This is a genomic window from Pseudoxanthomonas sp. LjRoot125 (genome assembly GCF_964252705.1).
Classification (GTDB): domain Bacteria; phylum Pseudomonadota; class Gammaproteobacteria; order Xanthomonadales; family Xanthomonadaceae; genus Pseudoxanthomonas_A.
In genome coordinates this window covers 1,848,554-1,863,540 of the sequence record NZ_CAXUOY020000001.1, presented here as the reverse complement: position 1 = coordinate 1,863,540, position 14,987 = coordinate 1,848,554, and the positions used below count along the sequence as shown (strand labels likewise).

At 68.2% G+C, this 14,987-nt stretch carries 15 protein-coding genes; 4 read left to right on the top strand and 11 right to left on the bottom strand.

All coding sequences use genetic code 11. The features are described from left to right. Positions 1-100: 100 nt before the first annotated feature. On the bottom strand, positions 101-1,336 hold the full coding sequence (locus tag ACSION_RS08570; protein WP_435305635.1) for an HD-GYP domain-containing protein: 1,236 nt from the start codon (positions 1,334-1,336) through the stop codon (positions 101-103). 102 nt (positions 1,337-1,438) lie between these two features. Between ACSION_RS08570 and ACSION_RS08565 the strand changes: the two genes are divergently transcribed. Further along, on the top strand, positions 1,439-1,843 hold the full coding sequence (locus tag ACSION_RS08565) for a GFA family protein (RefSeq protein WP_435305634.1): 405 nt from the start codon (positions 1,439-1,441) through the stop codon (positions 1,841-1,843). A 128-nt stretch (positions 1,844-1,971) separates the two neighbouring features. Then, positions 1,972-2,667 carry a TetR/AcrR family transcriptional regulator gene (locus ACSION_RS08560; RefSeq protein WP_435305633.1) on the top strand — a complete coding sequence of 232 codons (696 nt, stop codon included), beginning with the start codon at positions 1,972-1,974 and terminating at the stop codon, positions 2,665-2,667. A gap of 264 nt (positions 2,668-2,931) precedes the next feature. Here the strand turns inward: ACSION_RS08560 and ACSION_RS08555 are convergent, their stop codons facing one another. The 7 genes from ACSION_RS08555 to ACSION_RS08525 all read right to left on the bottom strand — a co-directional run bounded on the left by ACSION_RS08555 (position 2,932) and on the right by ACSION_RS08525 (position 9,192). Further along, positions 2,932-3,366, bottom strand: coding sequence for a hypothetical protein (locus ACSION_RS08555; protein WP_435305632.1), 435 nt, complete (start codon positions 3,364-3,366; stop codon positions 2,932-2,934). A 3-nt stretch (positions 3,367-3,369) separates the two neighbouring features. After that, positions 3,370-3,573: a PspC domain-containing protein gene (locus ACSION_RS08550; protein ID WP_435305631.1), complete on the bottom strand. Its 204-nt coding sequence runs from the start codon at positions 3,571-3,573 to the stop codon at positions 3,370-3,372. 39 nt (positions 3,574-3,612) lie between these two features. Then, a complete protein-coding gene (locus ACSION_RS08545; RefSeq protein WP_435305630.1) occupies positions 3,613-3,996 on the bottom strand; it encodes a DUF5329 domain-containing protein in 384 nt (127 codons plus the stop codon). Then, entirely contained in the window at positions 3,993-5,063 is a 1,071-nt protein-coding gene (locus ACSION_RS08540; RefSeq protein ID WP_093490651.1) for a class III poly(R)-hydroxyalkanoic acid synthase subunit PhaC, read from the bottom strand. The genes ACSION_RS08545 and ACSION_RS08540 overlap by 4 nt, the downstream gene beginning before the upstream one ends. After that, positions 5,060-6,481: a class III poly(R)-hydroxyalkanoic acid synthase subunit PhaE gene (gene phaE, locus ACSION_RS08535; RefSeq protein WP_435305629.1), complete on the bottom strand. Its 1,422-nt coding sequence runs from the start codon at positions 6,479-6,481 to the stop codon at positions 5,060-5,062. Before phaE ends, ACSION_RS08540 begins: the two co-directional genes overlap by 4 nt. Before the next feature lie 70 nt (positions 6,482-6,551). Next, positions 6,552-7,166, bottom strand: coding sequence for a CDP-diacylglycerol--serine O-phosphatidyltransferase (gene pssA / locus ACSION_RS08530; protein ID WP_435305628.1), 615 nt, complete (start codon positions 7,164-7,166; stop codon positions 6,552-6,554). Positions 7,167-7,362: 196 nt separating this feature from the next. Next, entirely contained in the window at positions 7,363-9,192 is a 1,830-nt protein-coding gene (locus tag ACSION_RS08525) for a 3-hydroxybutyrate oligomer hydrolase family protein (RefSeq protein WP_435305627.1), read from the bottom strand. Positions 9,193-9,323: 131 nt separating this feature from the next. On the opposite strand from ACSION_RS08525, the gene ACSION_RS08520 reads away from it, so the two are divergent. Continuing rightward, positions 9,324-10,091, top strand: a complete 768-nt coding sequence (locus tag ACSION_RS08520; RefSeq protein WP_435305626.1) for a 3-hydroxybutyrate dehydrogenase — start codon at positions 9,324-9,326, stop codon at positions 10,089-10,091. A 10-nt stretch (positions 10,092-10,101) separates the two neighbouring features. Further along, positions 10,102-10,767: a response regulator gene (locus tag ACSION_RS08515; RefSeq protein ID WP_093299330.1), complete on the top strand. Its 666-nt coding sequence runs from the start codon at positions 10,102-10,104 to the stop codon at positions 10,765-10,767. A gap of 332 nt (positions 10,768-11,099) precedes the next feature. Here ACSION_RS08515 and ACSION_RS08510 read toward each other — a convergent pair whose 3' ends face one another. Genes ACSION_RS08510 through ACSION_RS08500 form a run of 3 tightly spaced genes read right to left on the bottom strand, consistent with a single transcriptional unit; the run spans position 11,100 to position 14,985 of the window. Then, complete coding sequence (locus ACSION_RS08510; protein ID WP_093490648.1) at positions 11,100-11,588, bottom strand: NUDIX hydrolase; 489 nt, start codon at positions 11,586-11,588, stop codon at positions 11,100-11,102. Positions 11,589-11,643: 55 nt separating this feature from the next. Then, the gene (locus ACSION_RS08505) at positions 11,644-11,880 is read right to left on the bottom strand and encodes a hypothetical protein (protein ID WP_435305625.1); all 237 of its coding nucleotides are present in this window, start codon (positions 11,878-11,880) and stop codon (positions 11,644-11,646) included. Beyond that, complete coding sequence (locus tag ACSION_RS08500; RefSeq protein WP_435305624.1) at positions 11,881-14,985, bottom strand: PAS-domain containing protein; 3,105 nt, start codon at positions 14,983-14,985, stop codon at positions 11,881-11,883. Between the last annotated feature and the right edge of the window lie 2 nt (positions 14,986-14,987).

The following is a 14,987-nucleotide window of genomic DNA, read 5'->3' as shown; positions in this document are numbered from 1 at the left end:
GCCGCGTCCACGTGCCGGAAGTTGGCCGTGGGGGGCTCTCTTTAGTCCTCGGACAGCCACCGTCGGAGTTGCCGATCGGCGACCCCGCGCCGCAAGCGCCTCAGGGCAGCCAGAGCTTCTCGAGTTCGCGAAAACCCCACGTGGCGGGGGACTCCACGCTGACGATGCGTTCGCGGTCCCCGGCGGTGGCCAGGTCGATGTCCGTCATCAACAGATGGGTGCGCGACTTGGCCGAGTAGAACACGCGTACGCGCGGCGCCAGCAAGGTGGCCGGGTTCTGTTCCACCACCACCGCCAGACGGTCGCTGGACAGCCGCACCAAGGCCCCGATGGGATAGATGCCGACGCTACGCACGAAGGCCTTCAGCAGCGTTTCGTCGAAGTGGCCCTTCCAGCCCGCCATGCGGCGCAGGGATTCGGCCGGATCCCAACCGGCCTTGTAGGGCCGGTTGGACGTGATCGCGTCGTAGACATCGCAGATCGCGCTCATGCGCGTCAGCAGCGGAAGTTCGGTGCCGGACAGCCGCTGCGGATACCCCGCGCCATTGACCTTCTCGTGATGGTGGCGGGCGATGTGGAGGATCGCTTCCTGGGTGATGCCGCCGTCGCGCAGCAGGCGCTCGCCATGCACGGGGTGCTGGCGGACGATGTCGAACTCCTCGTCGGTCAGCTTCCCGGGCTTGTTGAGCACGTCCTGCGGCAGCAGCGCCTTGCCCATGTCGTGCAGCAGACCGCCGAGCGCGGCGTCGCGCACCTGGTCTTCGGGCAACTGCAACTGGCGCGCCAGCATCGCCATCAGCGCACCCACGGCGACCGAATGCAGGTAGGTGTAGCTGTCGGCGTCCTTCAGCCTCGCCACGCTGACCAGCGCGGTGGGATGTCGATCGACCGAACCGGTGATCTCATCCAGAAGCGGCAGCACGTGGCCGGCGTCCACGCCACGCCCCAGCCGCACTTCGCGGAACATGGCCTCGACCGCCTCGCGGCCGTCGTCGCAGATCCGGCGGGCACGGGCCAGTTCCGCGCCGAGGCTCGCACTGCCGTCGGGGACGATGACGCGGCGGCGCTCGGGAGCGCTGGCGTCTTCCGACGCGGGTTCCCCACCGATGTCCGGTGCGGCTTCGGCCGCGTCCATCCCGGCCTCCGCATCGTCCTCGACCTCGCTGCGCGCCAGGTCCACGACCACCTGCTCGACCCCGCTGTCCTGCAATTCGGCCAGGCGCGCCTCGTCCAGCAGGAACGAAGTCCGCCAGAAAGGATGCTGCATCCACGGGCCGACCAGCTTCTGGACGAACATCCCAGTGCGCAGGTCGGCAACGTCGAGGGTCCTCAGCATGCATGGCTCCGGCGGGCTGGGGTCCAGTATTCTCCCTGGCGACGACCGGGAACAGCGGGGGAACCCCTACACCCCGGAATCGATATCGGCACGGGAGGCCGCATGCTGAAGACCTACACCGGCAGCTGCCATTGCGGCGCGGTCCGTTTCGAGGCGGACATCGACCTGACCCAGCCCACCTTCCGCTGCAACTGTTCGGTCTGCCGGCGCAACCGTTTCTGGCCGGCGATCGTCATGCCGGATCGGTTCCGTCTGCTGGCAGGCGCCGATGCGCTGGCCGAGTACCGATTCAACAGCCTGCGCAATTCGCACCACTTCTGCCGAACCTGCGGCGTCAGGCCCTTCGGTATCGGCAACAACGTGCCGGAGGGCGAGCGGATCTACGGGGTGAATCTGGGGTGCCTTGAGGACGCGACGCCCGAGGAACTCGCGGCCGCGCCGATCACCTATGTGGACGGCGCGCACGACCGCTGGCAGGACGCCCCCGCGCTGACCGCTTATCTGTAGCGACTCTCACTTGCGGCCGGAAAAGCCCCCATCCGATGCCGTGAACGGCGTCATGTGATTGCCACACTCACGCGCCCTTTTGCTAGGCTGGACGAACGTCATCCAACGGTCGCACGCAGGAACTTTCCGTGAGCATTTCCTCTGATTTTCTGGAAAACGTTTTCAGCGACCCCCACGCCGCCGGCGAATCGCCGCTGCGCCCACGCCCCCAGGTGGAACTGTGCCGTCGCGGGGAGATCCGCGCGGAAAAATTCCTCGACGCGGCCACCGAGGTCTTCGCAGAGAAGGGATACCAGCATGCGCGACTGAGCGAGATCGTCGCGCGGGCGGGCGGATCGCTGGCCACGCTGTACCGCATCTTCGGCGACAAGGAAGGACTGGCCAGCGCCATCCTCGAACGCCGCCTCGACATGCATACGCACCTGCTGCGCGACCTCAACCTGACCGAGTTGCCGCCGGAACAGGCGCTGCGCCGCGTGGCCATCCGCATGGCGCAGGTCATGGCACGCACGGACTCGCAGGTGGTCTATCGCATCGTGATCGGCGAAGGCCAATCGTTCCCGGCGCTGCGCGACTGGTTCTTCGATCAGGCCGTGGCGTCCATCCGTTCCACGCTTGCCGACTATTTCGAGCAACAGGTAGCTGCAGGACGCATGCAACTGGCCTCGCCGAAGGCCGCCGCCGCGCAGTTCTACATGAGCCTGTTCGGCGACCAGATCGTCCGCCTCGCGGCAGGCAGCAACCAGCTGCCCGATGTCGACACGCTGGAAGCGCAGGCGCTGGCTGCAGTGGAGCTATTCCTGCAGGGCGCGCTGCCGCGCTGATCCAGGACGCGCACGGCGACGCCGCTCTTGTTCGAGCGACTGCGGCGACAATCGACCTCCTGATTCACGCGCGAAACGCGACATGGAAGATCGCGCGCAGCGGGCAATGCATGCGAGAAGGCCCAGTCACGTCGGGAATGTCCCGGGTGGCTGGGCCCTCCTTGCCGATCCGCATTGATAAGGGTTCTCTGCGGGCTTCGGACAGCGCCGACGCTACGCGTCCCAATGTGTGCAGCCGGTGAAAGACCGTGCGCCGTCCGTCGGTCAGCCCGGCCACCACCCCTTGCCCGTCAGCGCATAGCGATCGGCCGCGCGCTCGAACGGATTGCGCACGCTGACGCCACCGCACAGCAGGTAGACCGGAAGGAACAAGGGGCCCAGCACCATGTACTGGTACACGTGTGCACGCTCGTGGTCGCCCAGCCGGATGCGCGGGTGCTGCATGCGCCCGGCACGATGTTCATACGTGATGCATTCCGATTCGAGCGTATCGCCGGTATGCAGGATGCTGTTGCCGAAGGTGATCGCGCCGCCCGGGCCCCAGGGCCAGCGATGGAATACGACGGCGAAATCACGCCGGCTCCATTCCGCGCGCGCGCCGAACGCCATGCCGATCACGCCAGCAAGGACACCGATCAAGGTATTGGGCACCGCCCATACGATGCCGAGCACACGCGCGAGCCACAGCGCGGGCGACATGGATCAATCCTGCTCGGTGGGCATCAACAGCCAGAGGATCAGGTAGACGAGGATGCCGGGGAACGCCGCCGACGCGATCGAGACGATCACGAAGATCACGCGCAGCAGCGTGGAGCTCCAGCCGAAGCGGTGGGCGATGCCGCCCATCACGCCCGCGATCATGCGGTCGTTCAACGACCTGGCAAACGGCTTGGATACGGTACTCATCGCCAACTCCCCACGGTTGTCCGCGGCCAGTCTATCGCGTCAGCGCGCCCGTGCGGCTGAACCGCGCAGCGCGTCAAGCTTCGCCTTGAACCAGGTGGCGGCCGGCTGCGCCGGCTGTCCCGGACAACGCACCTGATAGGCGCGCCCACTGATGCTGCTCTTGCTGGCGGCGCGTTCGATGAACTGCTCGGCGGTGTCGGCCAGGTCGCGCTTCAGCAGGTAGTCGTACTTGCGCTGCAAGTGCTTGCGCGCCTCCTCGCGTCCGTGCCACGTGCCGTTGCGTTGGAACTCGCACGACGACGCCGACAACGCGTCCATCAGTCCCTGGATCTCGCGCTTTGCCGCTGCCGAGGGCGCGGCATGTGCCGCGACAGGCAACAGCAAAGCCAGCAGGACGACGAGACGTCGCTTCGACAGGTTCATCGTGCGCGCTGGCCCAGCCAATGATGGATGGCCGTCGGCACTTCGCGCTGGGCGCGGCTGGACACATAGATGCCGATGTGGCCGCCCTTGAAGCTCAGCTCGGTGTAATCGGCCGTGCCGACGACGTCCTTCAGCGCGCGCGAGGCATCCGGCGGCACCAGGTGGTCCTGTTCGGCATAGATGTTCAACACCGGCATGTCGACGAAGCCCAGGTCGACCGCTTCACCGCCGATCTGGATGCCGCCCTTGATGAAGCCGTTGCGCTGGTAGAACTGGGTGATGAACTGCTTGAACGCTTCACCCGCCAGGTCCGGCGAATCGAAGATCCACTTTTCCATCCGCAGGAAGTCCTCGATCGCGCGCTTGTCGTCGAGGATGTCGACCAGCCCCACGTACTTCTGCAGGTTCAGCCGGAACGGCTTTAGCATCAGGTAGCAGGCGTTCATCATGTCGGCCGGCACGTTGCCCAGCGCCTCGACGAACAGGTCCACGTCCAGTTCGCGCGTCCAGTGCGAGAGCATGTTGTCCGCGGTGTGGAAATCCACCGGCGTGACCATCGTGATCAGGTTCTTGACCTTCTCGGGATGCAGCGAGGCGTAGCACAGCGAGAACGCGCCGCCCTGGCAGATGCCCAGAACGTTGACCGCATCGCGGCCGCTGCTGTCGCAGAGGTGGTCCACTGCTCCGTCGATGAAGCGGTTGATGTAGTCGTCGAGCTCGAGGAAGCGGTCCGACCGGTCCGGGTAACCCCAGTCGATCACGTAGACATCCTCGCCCTGCGCCAGCAGGCCCTTCACCAGCGAGCGGTCGTGCTGCAGGTCGACCATGTACGGCCGGTTGACCAGCGCGTAGACGATCAGCAGCGGCACCTTCGCCGTCGGTGCCTTTTCGCCGACGAAGCGGTACAGCACCACCTTGCCGTCGCGCCAGACTTCCTGCTTCTGGGTGGCACCGTAATGGACGTCCTCCACTTCCGGCAGCGTATGCAGGCCGGCGGAGAGCTTCTGCGTCAGCGTGGTGGCCTCCTGGGCCAGCGCTTCGGCGGTGAAGTTGAGCGGTCCGTTCATTTGCCTTTACCCCGCTTCGCCTTCTTGGCGGCTTTGGGCGACTCGGTGGTCGCGGCGCGCGTGGCATTGCGCGCCACCCAGTCCTTCATCGAGACCACCGATGCCGGTTTGGCCGTCGCAGGCGGCGCAGGTTTGGAGCGTGGGGGCGCAACCTTCTTCGGTGGTGCCTTCGCCTTGGCCACCGGCGTCTTCGACACGGCCGTGGCGGCCGCCTTCTTCGTTACCGCCTTGCGTGCGGGCGCGCGCGATTTTGCCGGCGTGGCTTCCTGTCGCGTGGCCACCGGCGCAACCGCGGCGATGGCGCGACGGGCGCGTTTCTTGGGCGCCGCCTTCTTCGCGACGGAGCGCGCTTTCTTCGCGACCTTGGGCGCTGGTGCGCGACGGGCCGGCGCGCGCTTCTTCATGGCCTTGGGTTTCGCGGACGCATCCGCTTTCACCGTCGGCTTCGCCTGGTTCGGTGCCGGGGTTTCGAGCGGTGCCGCGGTGCGCTGCACGGGCTCCCGCCGCGCGGGCGCCGCCTGCGCGCGCGTCAGCTTTCGCAGCGCGCGCTCCAGTTCGACGATCTTGCGATGCGCGGAATCGACTTCGGTGCGCGTGGGCATGCCGAATAGATTGCATACCTGCTCGACTTCACGCTGTACGCCCAATCGCAGGCGCGCCTGTGCGTTCGCCAACCCGCCGTAGACATGGCGGAAATCGTCGGACATCGCGACCTTCGCGTACGCTTCTTCCGCCGCGTCGATCCACAGGTCGAACAGCGCGCGCGCATTCTGCAATTGGCGACCGGGTTCGGCGTGCGCTTCAAGCTTGCTTTCGAAAAGCGTGAACGCGCCTTGCGCCACCTGCAACATCAGCTGGTCGTACTCGCCGACCCGGTGCTGGTAGTCCTGGTACGCCTGCGCGAGCTGCTGCCAACGCTCCTGATGCTCACGCGACAGGCCGAACGTGGGCAGGTGCAGCCAGCGGTCACCGTCCCGTTGCAGGTTGTCCAGCCAGGGGCGCACCTGCTGCATCCAGCCATCCAGGCCGTGCGCACCACCCTGCATGTGGCGGAAGATGTCGGCGAACGGGTTGTGCGCCGGGGTGGGCTCGGCCATGCCGAGCGCGGAGCGCCAGGCACGGCCGATGTCGGTGGCGTCATGATCGCGGCCGGTGAACTGCGCGGCGACCTGCTGCATCTGGCCGAACCACTGGCTGGCCTGCTGCTGGAAGCGGCCCACCACGTCGTTGACCTGGGGTTGGCTACCCGGCACCAGTTTCGACCACCAATCGACGGTCTGCTGCCAGCCGGGGACCGCGCCGGGCATGGCCATCGTCGGCGTTGCGCCGGCCTGCCGCAGGGCATCGCCCCACAGGCTCCAGTACTGCTGGGCCACCGATTCGAAATCGCCCGGCCACGGTGGAACGAAATTTGCCATGTGCCCTCCCTTCCCGACCGATTCTAGCCGCGGCCGGCGGCGCATGCATGACGCGCCTTCACCTCACGGCTCAGGGCTTCGGGATGTGCAGGGTCTTGCTGATCATCAAGGTGCCGGAGATGGCGTACAGCAACACCAGCGGATGCAGCAGCCAAGGGCCGAGCTTCACCGCACCCAGCCACAGCTGCGGGCCCACGTGGCCGAGGTAGGCCGCGATGGCCAGCAGCACCACGAGCAGCAGGCTGGTGGGGATCGGCGTGCCTTCGAAATACTTCACCTTGTCGCCGCCCCCGGCCAGCGACTCGGCGGTGACGTTGTAGCGCGCCAGGCGGCTGACACCGCAGGCGACGAAGTACGACAGCACCAGCCAGTCCCAACCGCCCTGCATGCCGCAGGCGTAGGCCAGCGCCGCCGGCGCCACGCCGAAGGAGATCACGTCCGCCAGCGAGTCCAGTTCGCGCCCGAGGACCGATGCCTGGTTGCGCCAGCGCGCGACCCGGCCGTCGAGGGCGTCGAAGATGAAGGCCAGCGGGATCAGCGCCATGCCGATCATCAGGTCGCGCAGGATGCCCTCCTGCAGGAAGCGCATCGCGGCGAAGATGGCGCCGGTGCCGCAGAAGGCGTTGCCCAGCGTGAACCAGTCGGCCAGCTGGAAGTCGCGGATCATCGAGAAGTGTCGGGGCATGGCGGCACGCGTGACCAGGAACGGCCTACAGGGTAAGCCGAACCGGGTGAATCCGTCGTGGGGGCGACCGGTTCCCTTGTAGGAGCGACGTGAGTCGCGACCGTAGACCTGGCCAGTCCACGTAGTCTGGCCATGCGAGAGATCCTGGCCGCTCCATCGCCGCGGTCGCGACTTACGTCGCTCCTACAGAGACGCTCTACCGCGGGATCGCGAACTGGCTCGCTTCGACGCTGCCGGTACCGCGTGGCTTGGCGTTGATCAGCGCGTTGGCCGGCAGTTCGCGGCTGCCGTCCAGGGTGGCGCTGACCTGGTCCAGTGCCGCGTAGACGTAGGGCAGCAGCGGCACGTAACGCGTGCCGTAGGCAGGCAACGCGAGGAAGCCGTCGAAGTGCTGCGCGTTGCGCACCTGCCAGTAGCGCACGTCAGGATTCGCGGCGCGCGCGGCCTGCACGTACGGTGCGCTGGAGAACGCCGGCGGCACCAGTCCATCGTCCAGGCCATGGATCACCACCACCGGCCGCCGCGTGCGCGGGAAGCGCGCGGCGGTCTGCGCGATGCCGGCCTGCACGCGGCGCGCATCGTCGCTGCTGCCGGTCTGCAGTGCACGCAGGCACTGCAGACCCGGCAGGGTGAAGTCCGGCGGCGCCAGTTTCGTGTCCACGATGCCCACGCCCGCCCCCGGCGGAATGCCGCTGCCGTCCGACCACCACGCGGCACGTTCGGCGGCGCTCGCTGCGCGTGCGCTGAAGTCCGGGTTCTGCGCGGAGAACGCATGGCCGCACGGATGCTCGCCGACGCCGTAGCGACCATAGGCCGAGGCGTAGGTGACCGCGACCGCACGCCACAGGTCGAAGCCCACGCTCAGCGCGCCTGCCACCAAGGCTTCATCGGTCCAGCCATTCGCCTTCAATTGCGCACGTGCGGACGCAGCCTGCGCCTTGACGTCCGCACCGGTCACCAGGCCGGCCGCCTTCAAGGTGGTGCAACGTGCCGTCCATAGCGGCTCGACCTGCGCGCGCAGCGGCGGCTGCGGCAGCGAATCCGCCGGCAGGTCCAGCAGTGCGCACGGCATCAGCAGCGCGGCTTCGGTCGTGTAGTCGTACAGCGAACGCGCACCCGGCGCATCGGCCGCCAGGATGTTCGGTTCGCCCGCGACCACGGCATCCAGCCAGCCACCTTCTTCTTCGCTGGCGCGCAGCACGGCACCGCCGCCGTTGGAGATACCGACCGCGATGACGCGCGTGTTGTCGAAACGGAACGGCGCCGCCTGCGGGAACGCCTGGTCCAGCGCGGCCAGCGCGAACTCGGCGGCCTGTTTGACGTGGCGGCCCCAGTCCGCTTCGGGGTTGTCCTTGGAATGCGCGTGCTTGACCGCCACGCCACTGGCGCCGACCGGTGCGTCGGGCACGAAGGCCAGCGCATCGGTGCCCAGCGCACCCACGGTACCGTCCTCACGTGCGCCCTGCTGCGCGTCGAGATCGAAGTAATCCGTGCCCGCTCCCTTGTCGGTGTAGGCGATCGCGCAGCCTTTCGGCAAGCCCCACGGAGCGGCGACCGCGATGGCACCGTAGACGCCACGCGAACCCGACGATGCGGTGACCACGATGCAGCGCTTGGTCGCATCGAAATTGTCCGGCACCTGCACCAGCACGCGATGCGGTTGCGCCGCGCCCGGGACTTTCGCCAGCGCGGAATACTCGCGGCCGGGCACACTGGCCACGCTGCCGTAGGCCTGGCCATAGGCGCCGGTGAGCGACAGGTCGGCGATGCCGCGCCAGTTCGCCCAGATCGCGCGACGACGCAGTTCGGCCGCCGTCGGGTGCGCCGGATCGGCGAACGCAGGCGCGGCCATCGCGCGCAGGCCGTCGAGTCCCAGGCCCGCGGTGAGCAGATCGTCGCCGCCGCGGTGTTCGGTGATGCGCTGGGGCTGGATCATGTGGGCCTCGGGCTTGGGCGGCGCGCTGCTGCAGGCGGCCAGGGCCGCGCCGAGCAACAGGCCGCAGGAAATGCGCGTCTTCGCGTTCATGCGTGGAAAGCGTCCAGGGTTCCGGTCAGTGCCACGAAACTACCCTCCGCGGGAAGCGCCGTCATCGTACTTTGGTACCACGAACGGATCCTGCCTGCCTGCTACCCTAGCCGCAGCACGCAGGAGCCCCCATGCAGAAGACCCACACCCTCCTCATCACCGGCGCGGCCAGCGGCATCGGCGCCGGCATTGCGTCCCAGCTAGCCGAAGCGGGCCGCCACATCATCGTCAGCGACCTCAACCTGGCGGCCGCCGAGGCGGTCGCGGTGCAGATCCGCGCCGACGGCGGTTCGGCCGAAGCGGTCGCGCTGGACGTCACCTCGCAGGACAGCATCGATGCCGCGCTCGCGGCGGTCTCGCGCCCCATCGACGTGCTGGTCAACAACGCCGGGTTGCAGCATGTGTCGCCGCTGGAGGACTTCCCCATCGAAAAGTGGGACTTCCTCGTGCAGGTGATGCTGGTCGGCGTGGCCCGCCTGACCCGCGCCGTGCTGCCGGGCATGCGCGAACGCGGCTTCGGCCGCATCGTCAACATCGGCAGCATCCATGCGCTGGTCGCCAGCCCGTACAAGAGCGCCTACGTGGCGGCCAAGCACGGCCTGGTCGGTTTCTCCAAGGTGCTCGCGCTGGAAACCGCCGACACCGACATCACCATCAACACCGTCTGCCCCAGCTACGTGAAGACGCCGCTGGTGGACAAGCAAATTGCCGACCAGGCGCGCACGCGCGGCATCTCCGAGGCCGACGTGGTCAGCCAGGTGATGCTGAAGCCGATGCCGAAAGGTGTCTTCATCGGCCTGGACGAACTGGCCGGCATCACCGCCTTCCTCACCTCGCCGGCCGCGCGCAACATCACCGGCCAGACGATCGTCGTGGATGGCGGCTGGACCGTGCAGTAAGCCGCACCGCATGCCCAACCTCCTGATCGCCGACGACCACCCGCTGTTCCGCGCCGCGCTGCGTGGTGCGGCCGCCGATGCCGTGGCGCAGTTGTCGGTACGCGAAGCGGAGTCGCTGGACGGCGTCATCGCCACGCTGGAAGCGCACGACGACATCGATCTGGTGCTGCTCGACCTGCATATGCCCGGCAACCACGGCCTGGCCGGGCTGGCGGCGATCCGTGCACAGTTTCCCGCAGTCGCCGTCGTGGTGGTGTCCGCCAACGACGATCCGCGCGTGGTCCGTCGTGCGCTGGACCATGGCGCCGCGGGTTATCTGCCGAAAAGCTCGGGCCTGGACGAACTGCGCGACGCCATCCGCAGCGTGCTCGCCTGCGAGCAGTGGCTGCCGGCCTCGCTGCGCGGCGCGGTGGCGCGCGCGCAATCGTCCGAACACGACACCGAACTGGCCGGTCGCCTGGCCAGCCTGTCGCCGCAGCAGTTCCGCGTGTTGACGTTGGTGGCGCAGGGGCTGTTGAACAAGCAGATCGCCGACCGCCTTGATGTGCAGGAGCGCACCGTGAAGGCGCACCTGTCCGCCATCTTCGACCGCCTCGGCGTGCGCAACCGCACCCAGGCCGGCGTGGTGCTGCGCGAACTGGAACTTGCCGACCCGGCACGACAGATCGAAGGCTGAGGTTCCACGCCGTTTCCACGGACGGCGCGATGACGTGGAACCAAGCGTGGATCACCGCTGATGTGCGGTGATCATAAATTCGCCACACACCTTGACAGCGTTGTGCCGCAACGTGTGCCAACGCTTATCCACATGTTGGTCGACAGACCATCCACATGCGGTGTGGACAACCCGGAAACCCGACCGTCACGGACTGGTCAAAATTTCGCCACACACCTTGACAGGCTTGCGGTGCAAGGCGGCCGCGCGGTTATCCACATGCTTTCCCCAACGTCATTCCACAGGGGGTGTGGACAACGCCACGCGGCACGCGATGCGTGGAACCTCGTGCCTCAGATGCGCGAGTAGTCCCACGAGACCATGCGGCCCTCGTGGTACGGCATGACGCCGTGGAAGCCACGCGGATCGTCGTCGAACACCAGCGGCAGGAAGTGGCGGTCGCCGTCCCACAGCGGCAGTTCCATGATCTTCTCCACCGGCACCCATTCCAGCGTGCCTTCCGGATTGCGTTCGAACGGCGTGCCGCTGTAGCGCGTGATGAGGAAGACGAAGCCCAGCCAGTCCTCGCCGTGCTTGCCGAAGCCCGGCCAACTGATCGTGCCACGCAGCGTCATCGCGTCGCAGTCGATGCCGGCCTCCTCGTGGATCTCGCGGCGCATGCCGGCCACCACGTCCTCATCCCGCTCGATCTTGCCGCCCAGCCCGTTGTACTTGCCCAGGTGCTGGTCATCCGGGCGCGCGTTGCGATGGATCAGCAGCACCTGCGAACGATCGGGCGAGAGCACGTAGCCGAGGGTGGCGACGATGGGGGTATAAGGCATGCGCGAACTCCGGAATCCAGGCGCGCATTCTAGCGTTGGCGGTCGGGAGACCGACTCAGGAAGCCGCCACAGCCGACGCGCGCGCCGCCAGCAGCCGGTCCAGCACCGACTTCAACGCCAGCGGCCGCACCGGCTTGGCCAGCAGCGGCAGGTCGGCATCGCGCACCGCGCGGCGTACGGCGTCGGTCTGGTCGGCGGTGAGGATCAGGCACGGACGACCGCCGTGCGTGGCGCGCAGGCGTTCGGCCAGCGCCACGCCGGTATCGCCGTCATCCAGGTGGAAATCGAACAATCACAGGTCCGCCGAACGCTCACGCAGCGCCATCTCCGCGCCTGTGCTTCCGCCCGCGATGGCCACGCTGCAGCCCCACCCTTCCAGCACCTGCTTCAGCGCGGACAACGCCGCCGGATCGTTGTCGACGGCCAGCACGTGGCGACCGGCGAGGCCCGGCTTGCCCACGGCCACCGGCGCAGGTGCGGGTGTCGTCACCCGCACCAGGTCCACCGCGAACACGGCACCCTGCCCCAGCCGGCTCCGCAACGACAGCGGCGCTTCCAGCAGCGCGGCGATGCGGTCGGCGATCGACAAGCCCAGTCCGAGCCCCTGCCCGGGGACATCGTCGCCGCGACGGAATTCCTCGAAGATCCGCCGCTGCTCCGCTTCGGCGATGCCGGGCCCGGTGTCCCACACTTCGACGCGCAGCCGGTCGCCGCGGCGACGCACGCCCAGCAGCACGCCGCCGCGCACCGTGTAGCGCACGGCATTGGCCAGGAAATTCTGCAGGATGCGGCGCAGCAGCTGCGGATCGGTGTGCACCCACGCACGCGTGGGCACGATGTCGAACGACAGCCCGCGTTCGTTCGCCAGCATGCGGAACTCGGACGCCAGGGGTTCCAGCACCTCCATCAGCGGGAGGTCGCGCGGCTCCGGCAGCAGGCCGCCGGCTTCCAGGCGCGACATGTCCAGCAGGCCGGTCAGCAGGTCCGTGGTGGAATCCAGCGCGCCGCGCACTTGCAGTGCGGTATCGCGCTGACGCGCTTCCGGCAGCTGCTGCGACAGTGCATCGGTGAACAGCTGCGCGGCATGCAGCGGTTGCAGCAGGTCGTGGCCGATCGCGGTCAGGAAGCGGCTCTTCGCATCGTTCGCATGCTCGGCCTCGCGCTTGGCGGTCTCGAGCAATGCGGTGCGTTCGGCGACGCGTTGCTCCAGCGTTTCGTTCGCCTGCTTGAGCTGGCGTTCGGCCTGGCGCGAAGCGGTCACATCGGTGTAGGTGGCGACGAAGCCGCCGCCCGGCATCGGATTGCCGCGGATCTCGACGATGCTGCCATCGGGGAACACGCGCTCGGTGAGGTGCGCCGTGCCGGCGCGCATGAAGGCCAACCTGCGCTCCAGCGCGCGTTCGTCCTGGCCGCGCTGCGGCATGCGCGCCAGCGCCCAGCGTGTCAGTTCGGCGATCGGTCGCCCGACCTGCAACATCTCCGCCGGAAATCCGAACATCTCCCGGTAGCGCCGGTTCCACGCCACCAGCCGCTGCTCGCGGTCGATCACGCTGATGCCCTGGCTCATGTTCTGCAGCGCGGCTTCCAGCACCTGCTGGTTGAAGCGCAGGTCCTGCGAGACCTCGCCGACGATCGCGGCCACGGTATCGAGGTCGCCGCTTTCGCGGCGCGCGGCATCCAGCAGCAGGCGGGCCGACGCGGAACCGAGCACCGCGGACAACTCGCGCTCCAGGCGCGCTTCGATCACGCCGGGCACGGGGCCGGTGCGCGGCGCGTCGGCCAGCAATTCCTCGACCCGTTCGCGCGGCAGGAAGCGGCGGCCCGCATCGCGCAACGTCTTGCTGTCGAAGCCGCGACTGTCGGCACGGCGCGGCGTGTGACCGCGCCAGCCCATCACCAGCAGCGTCACCGCCGTCCCGCAGAACAGGCTGACGCCGACCGCACGCCCCAGGCGGCTCCACCCGGTCAGGCCGAAGAAGCCGTCCGGCGACAGGCCCGCGATTCCGAACGGGCCCTCCTGCAACCACGCCGGCGACAATCCGCGCGCATCCATCGTCACCGGCAACAGCAACAGCCAGGCCCAGACCAGGAAACCGATCACGATGCCGGCGATCACCGCCCGCGGCGGCGTCTGCGGGCGCCAGATCGCGAAGCCCAGGGCGGGCGCGAGCGTGGCCAGCGCGGAGAACGACACCGCGCCCACGTCGGCCAGCGCATCGTTGCCGGCGACCAACCGACTGTAGGCCCACGCCAACAGCATCACCGCGACGATGCCGATGCGCCGCTGCGCCAGCACCGCACCGCGCAGGTCGCCGCCGGTGCCGCGCAACCAGCCACCGCGCAGCAGGCCCGGTGCCAGCCAGTGATTGCCGATCATCAGGCTCAGCGTCAGCGTGCTGACCACCACCATGCCGGTCGCCGCGCTCAGGCCGCCGAGGAAGGCGAGCAGCGCGAGGCCCTGGTGCCCCTGCGACAGCGGCAGCGCCAGCACGTAGAGATCGGAGGGCACGGCATCGCCGAACATCGCGCCGCCGGCACGCGCCAGCGGCAGCAACGGCGCTGCCATCAGCACCATGTACAGCGGGAACAGCCAGCGCGCCGTGCGCACATGCCGCTCATCGCGGCATTCGACCACGCCCACGTGCACCTGGTGCGGCAGGGTGAACATCGCCAGCACGCCGAGCGCGACCAAGGGCAGGAAGCCGTAGGTGGTCGACGGCGGCGCCTGCACCGGCGGCACTTCAGGCAGTTCGGGCAGGCCCCACCAGACGAACACGCCCAGCGCCAGCATCGCGGCCAGCTTGAACAGCGACTCGAACGCCATCGCCAACACCAGGCCACGGTTGTGCTCCACCGCGCTGGCGCGCCGCGTGCCGAACAGCATCGCGAACACCGCCATCGCCAGCGCCACGTACAGCGCGCTGTCCTGCCAGGCCGGCAGCGCGTCGTTGCCGGGCGAACGCGTCAGCAACGCAAAGCTCATCGCCACCGCCTTCAACTGCAGCGCGATGTAGGGAATCAGGCCCAGTGCCGCGACCAGGGTGATGGTGGCCGCCAGCCAGCCGTCTTTGCCCAATCGGGTGGCGATCAGGTCGGCCAGGGAGGTCGCGTTGGACTCGCGCGCCATGCGCACCAGCCGCACCAACAGGAAGGCGCCGAACGCGTAGAGCAGGATGGTGCCGACGAAGGTGGGTGGCAGCGGCCAGCCGTAACGCGCGGCCTGGGTCACCGTGCCGAAGAAGGTCCACGAGGTGCAGTAGACCGCGAGCGACAACGCGTAGATGTAGGGCCACTGCACGGCAAGCACGCGCGGGTGGCGTTCGGCATACAGCGCCGAACCGAACAGCACGCCCAGCCACAGCAGCCCCGCCAGCACGACCATGCCGACGCTCAGCATCC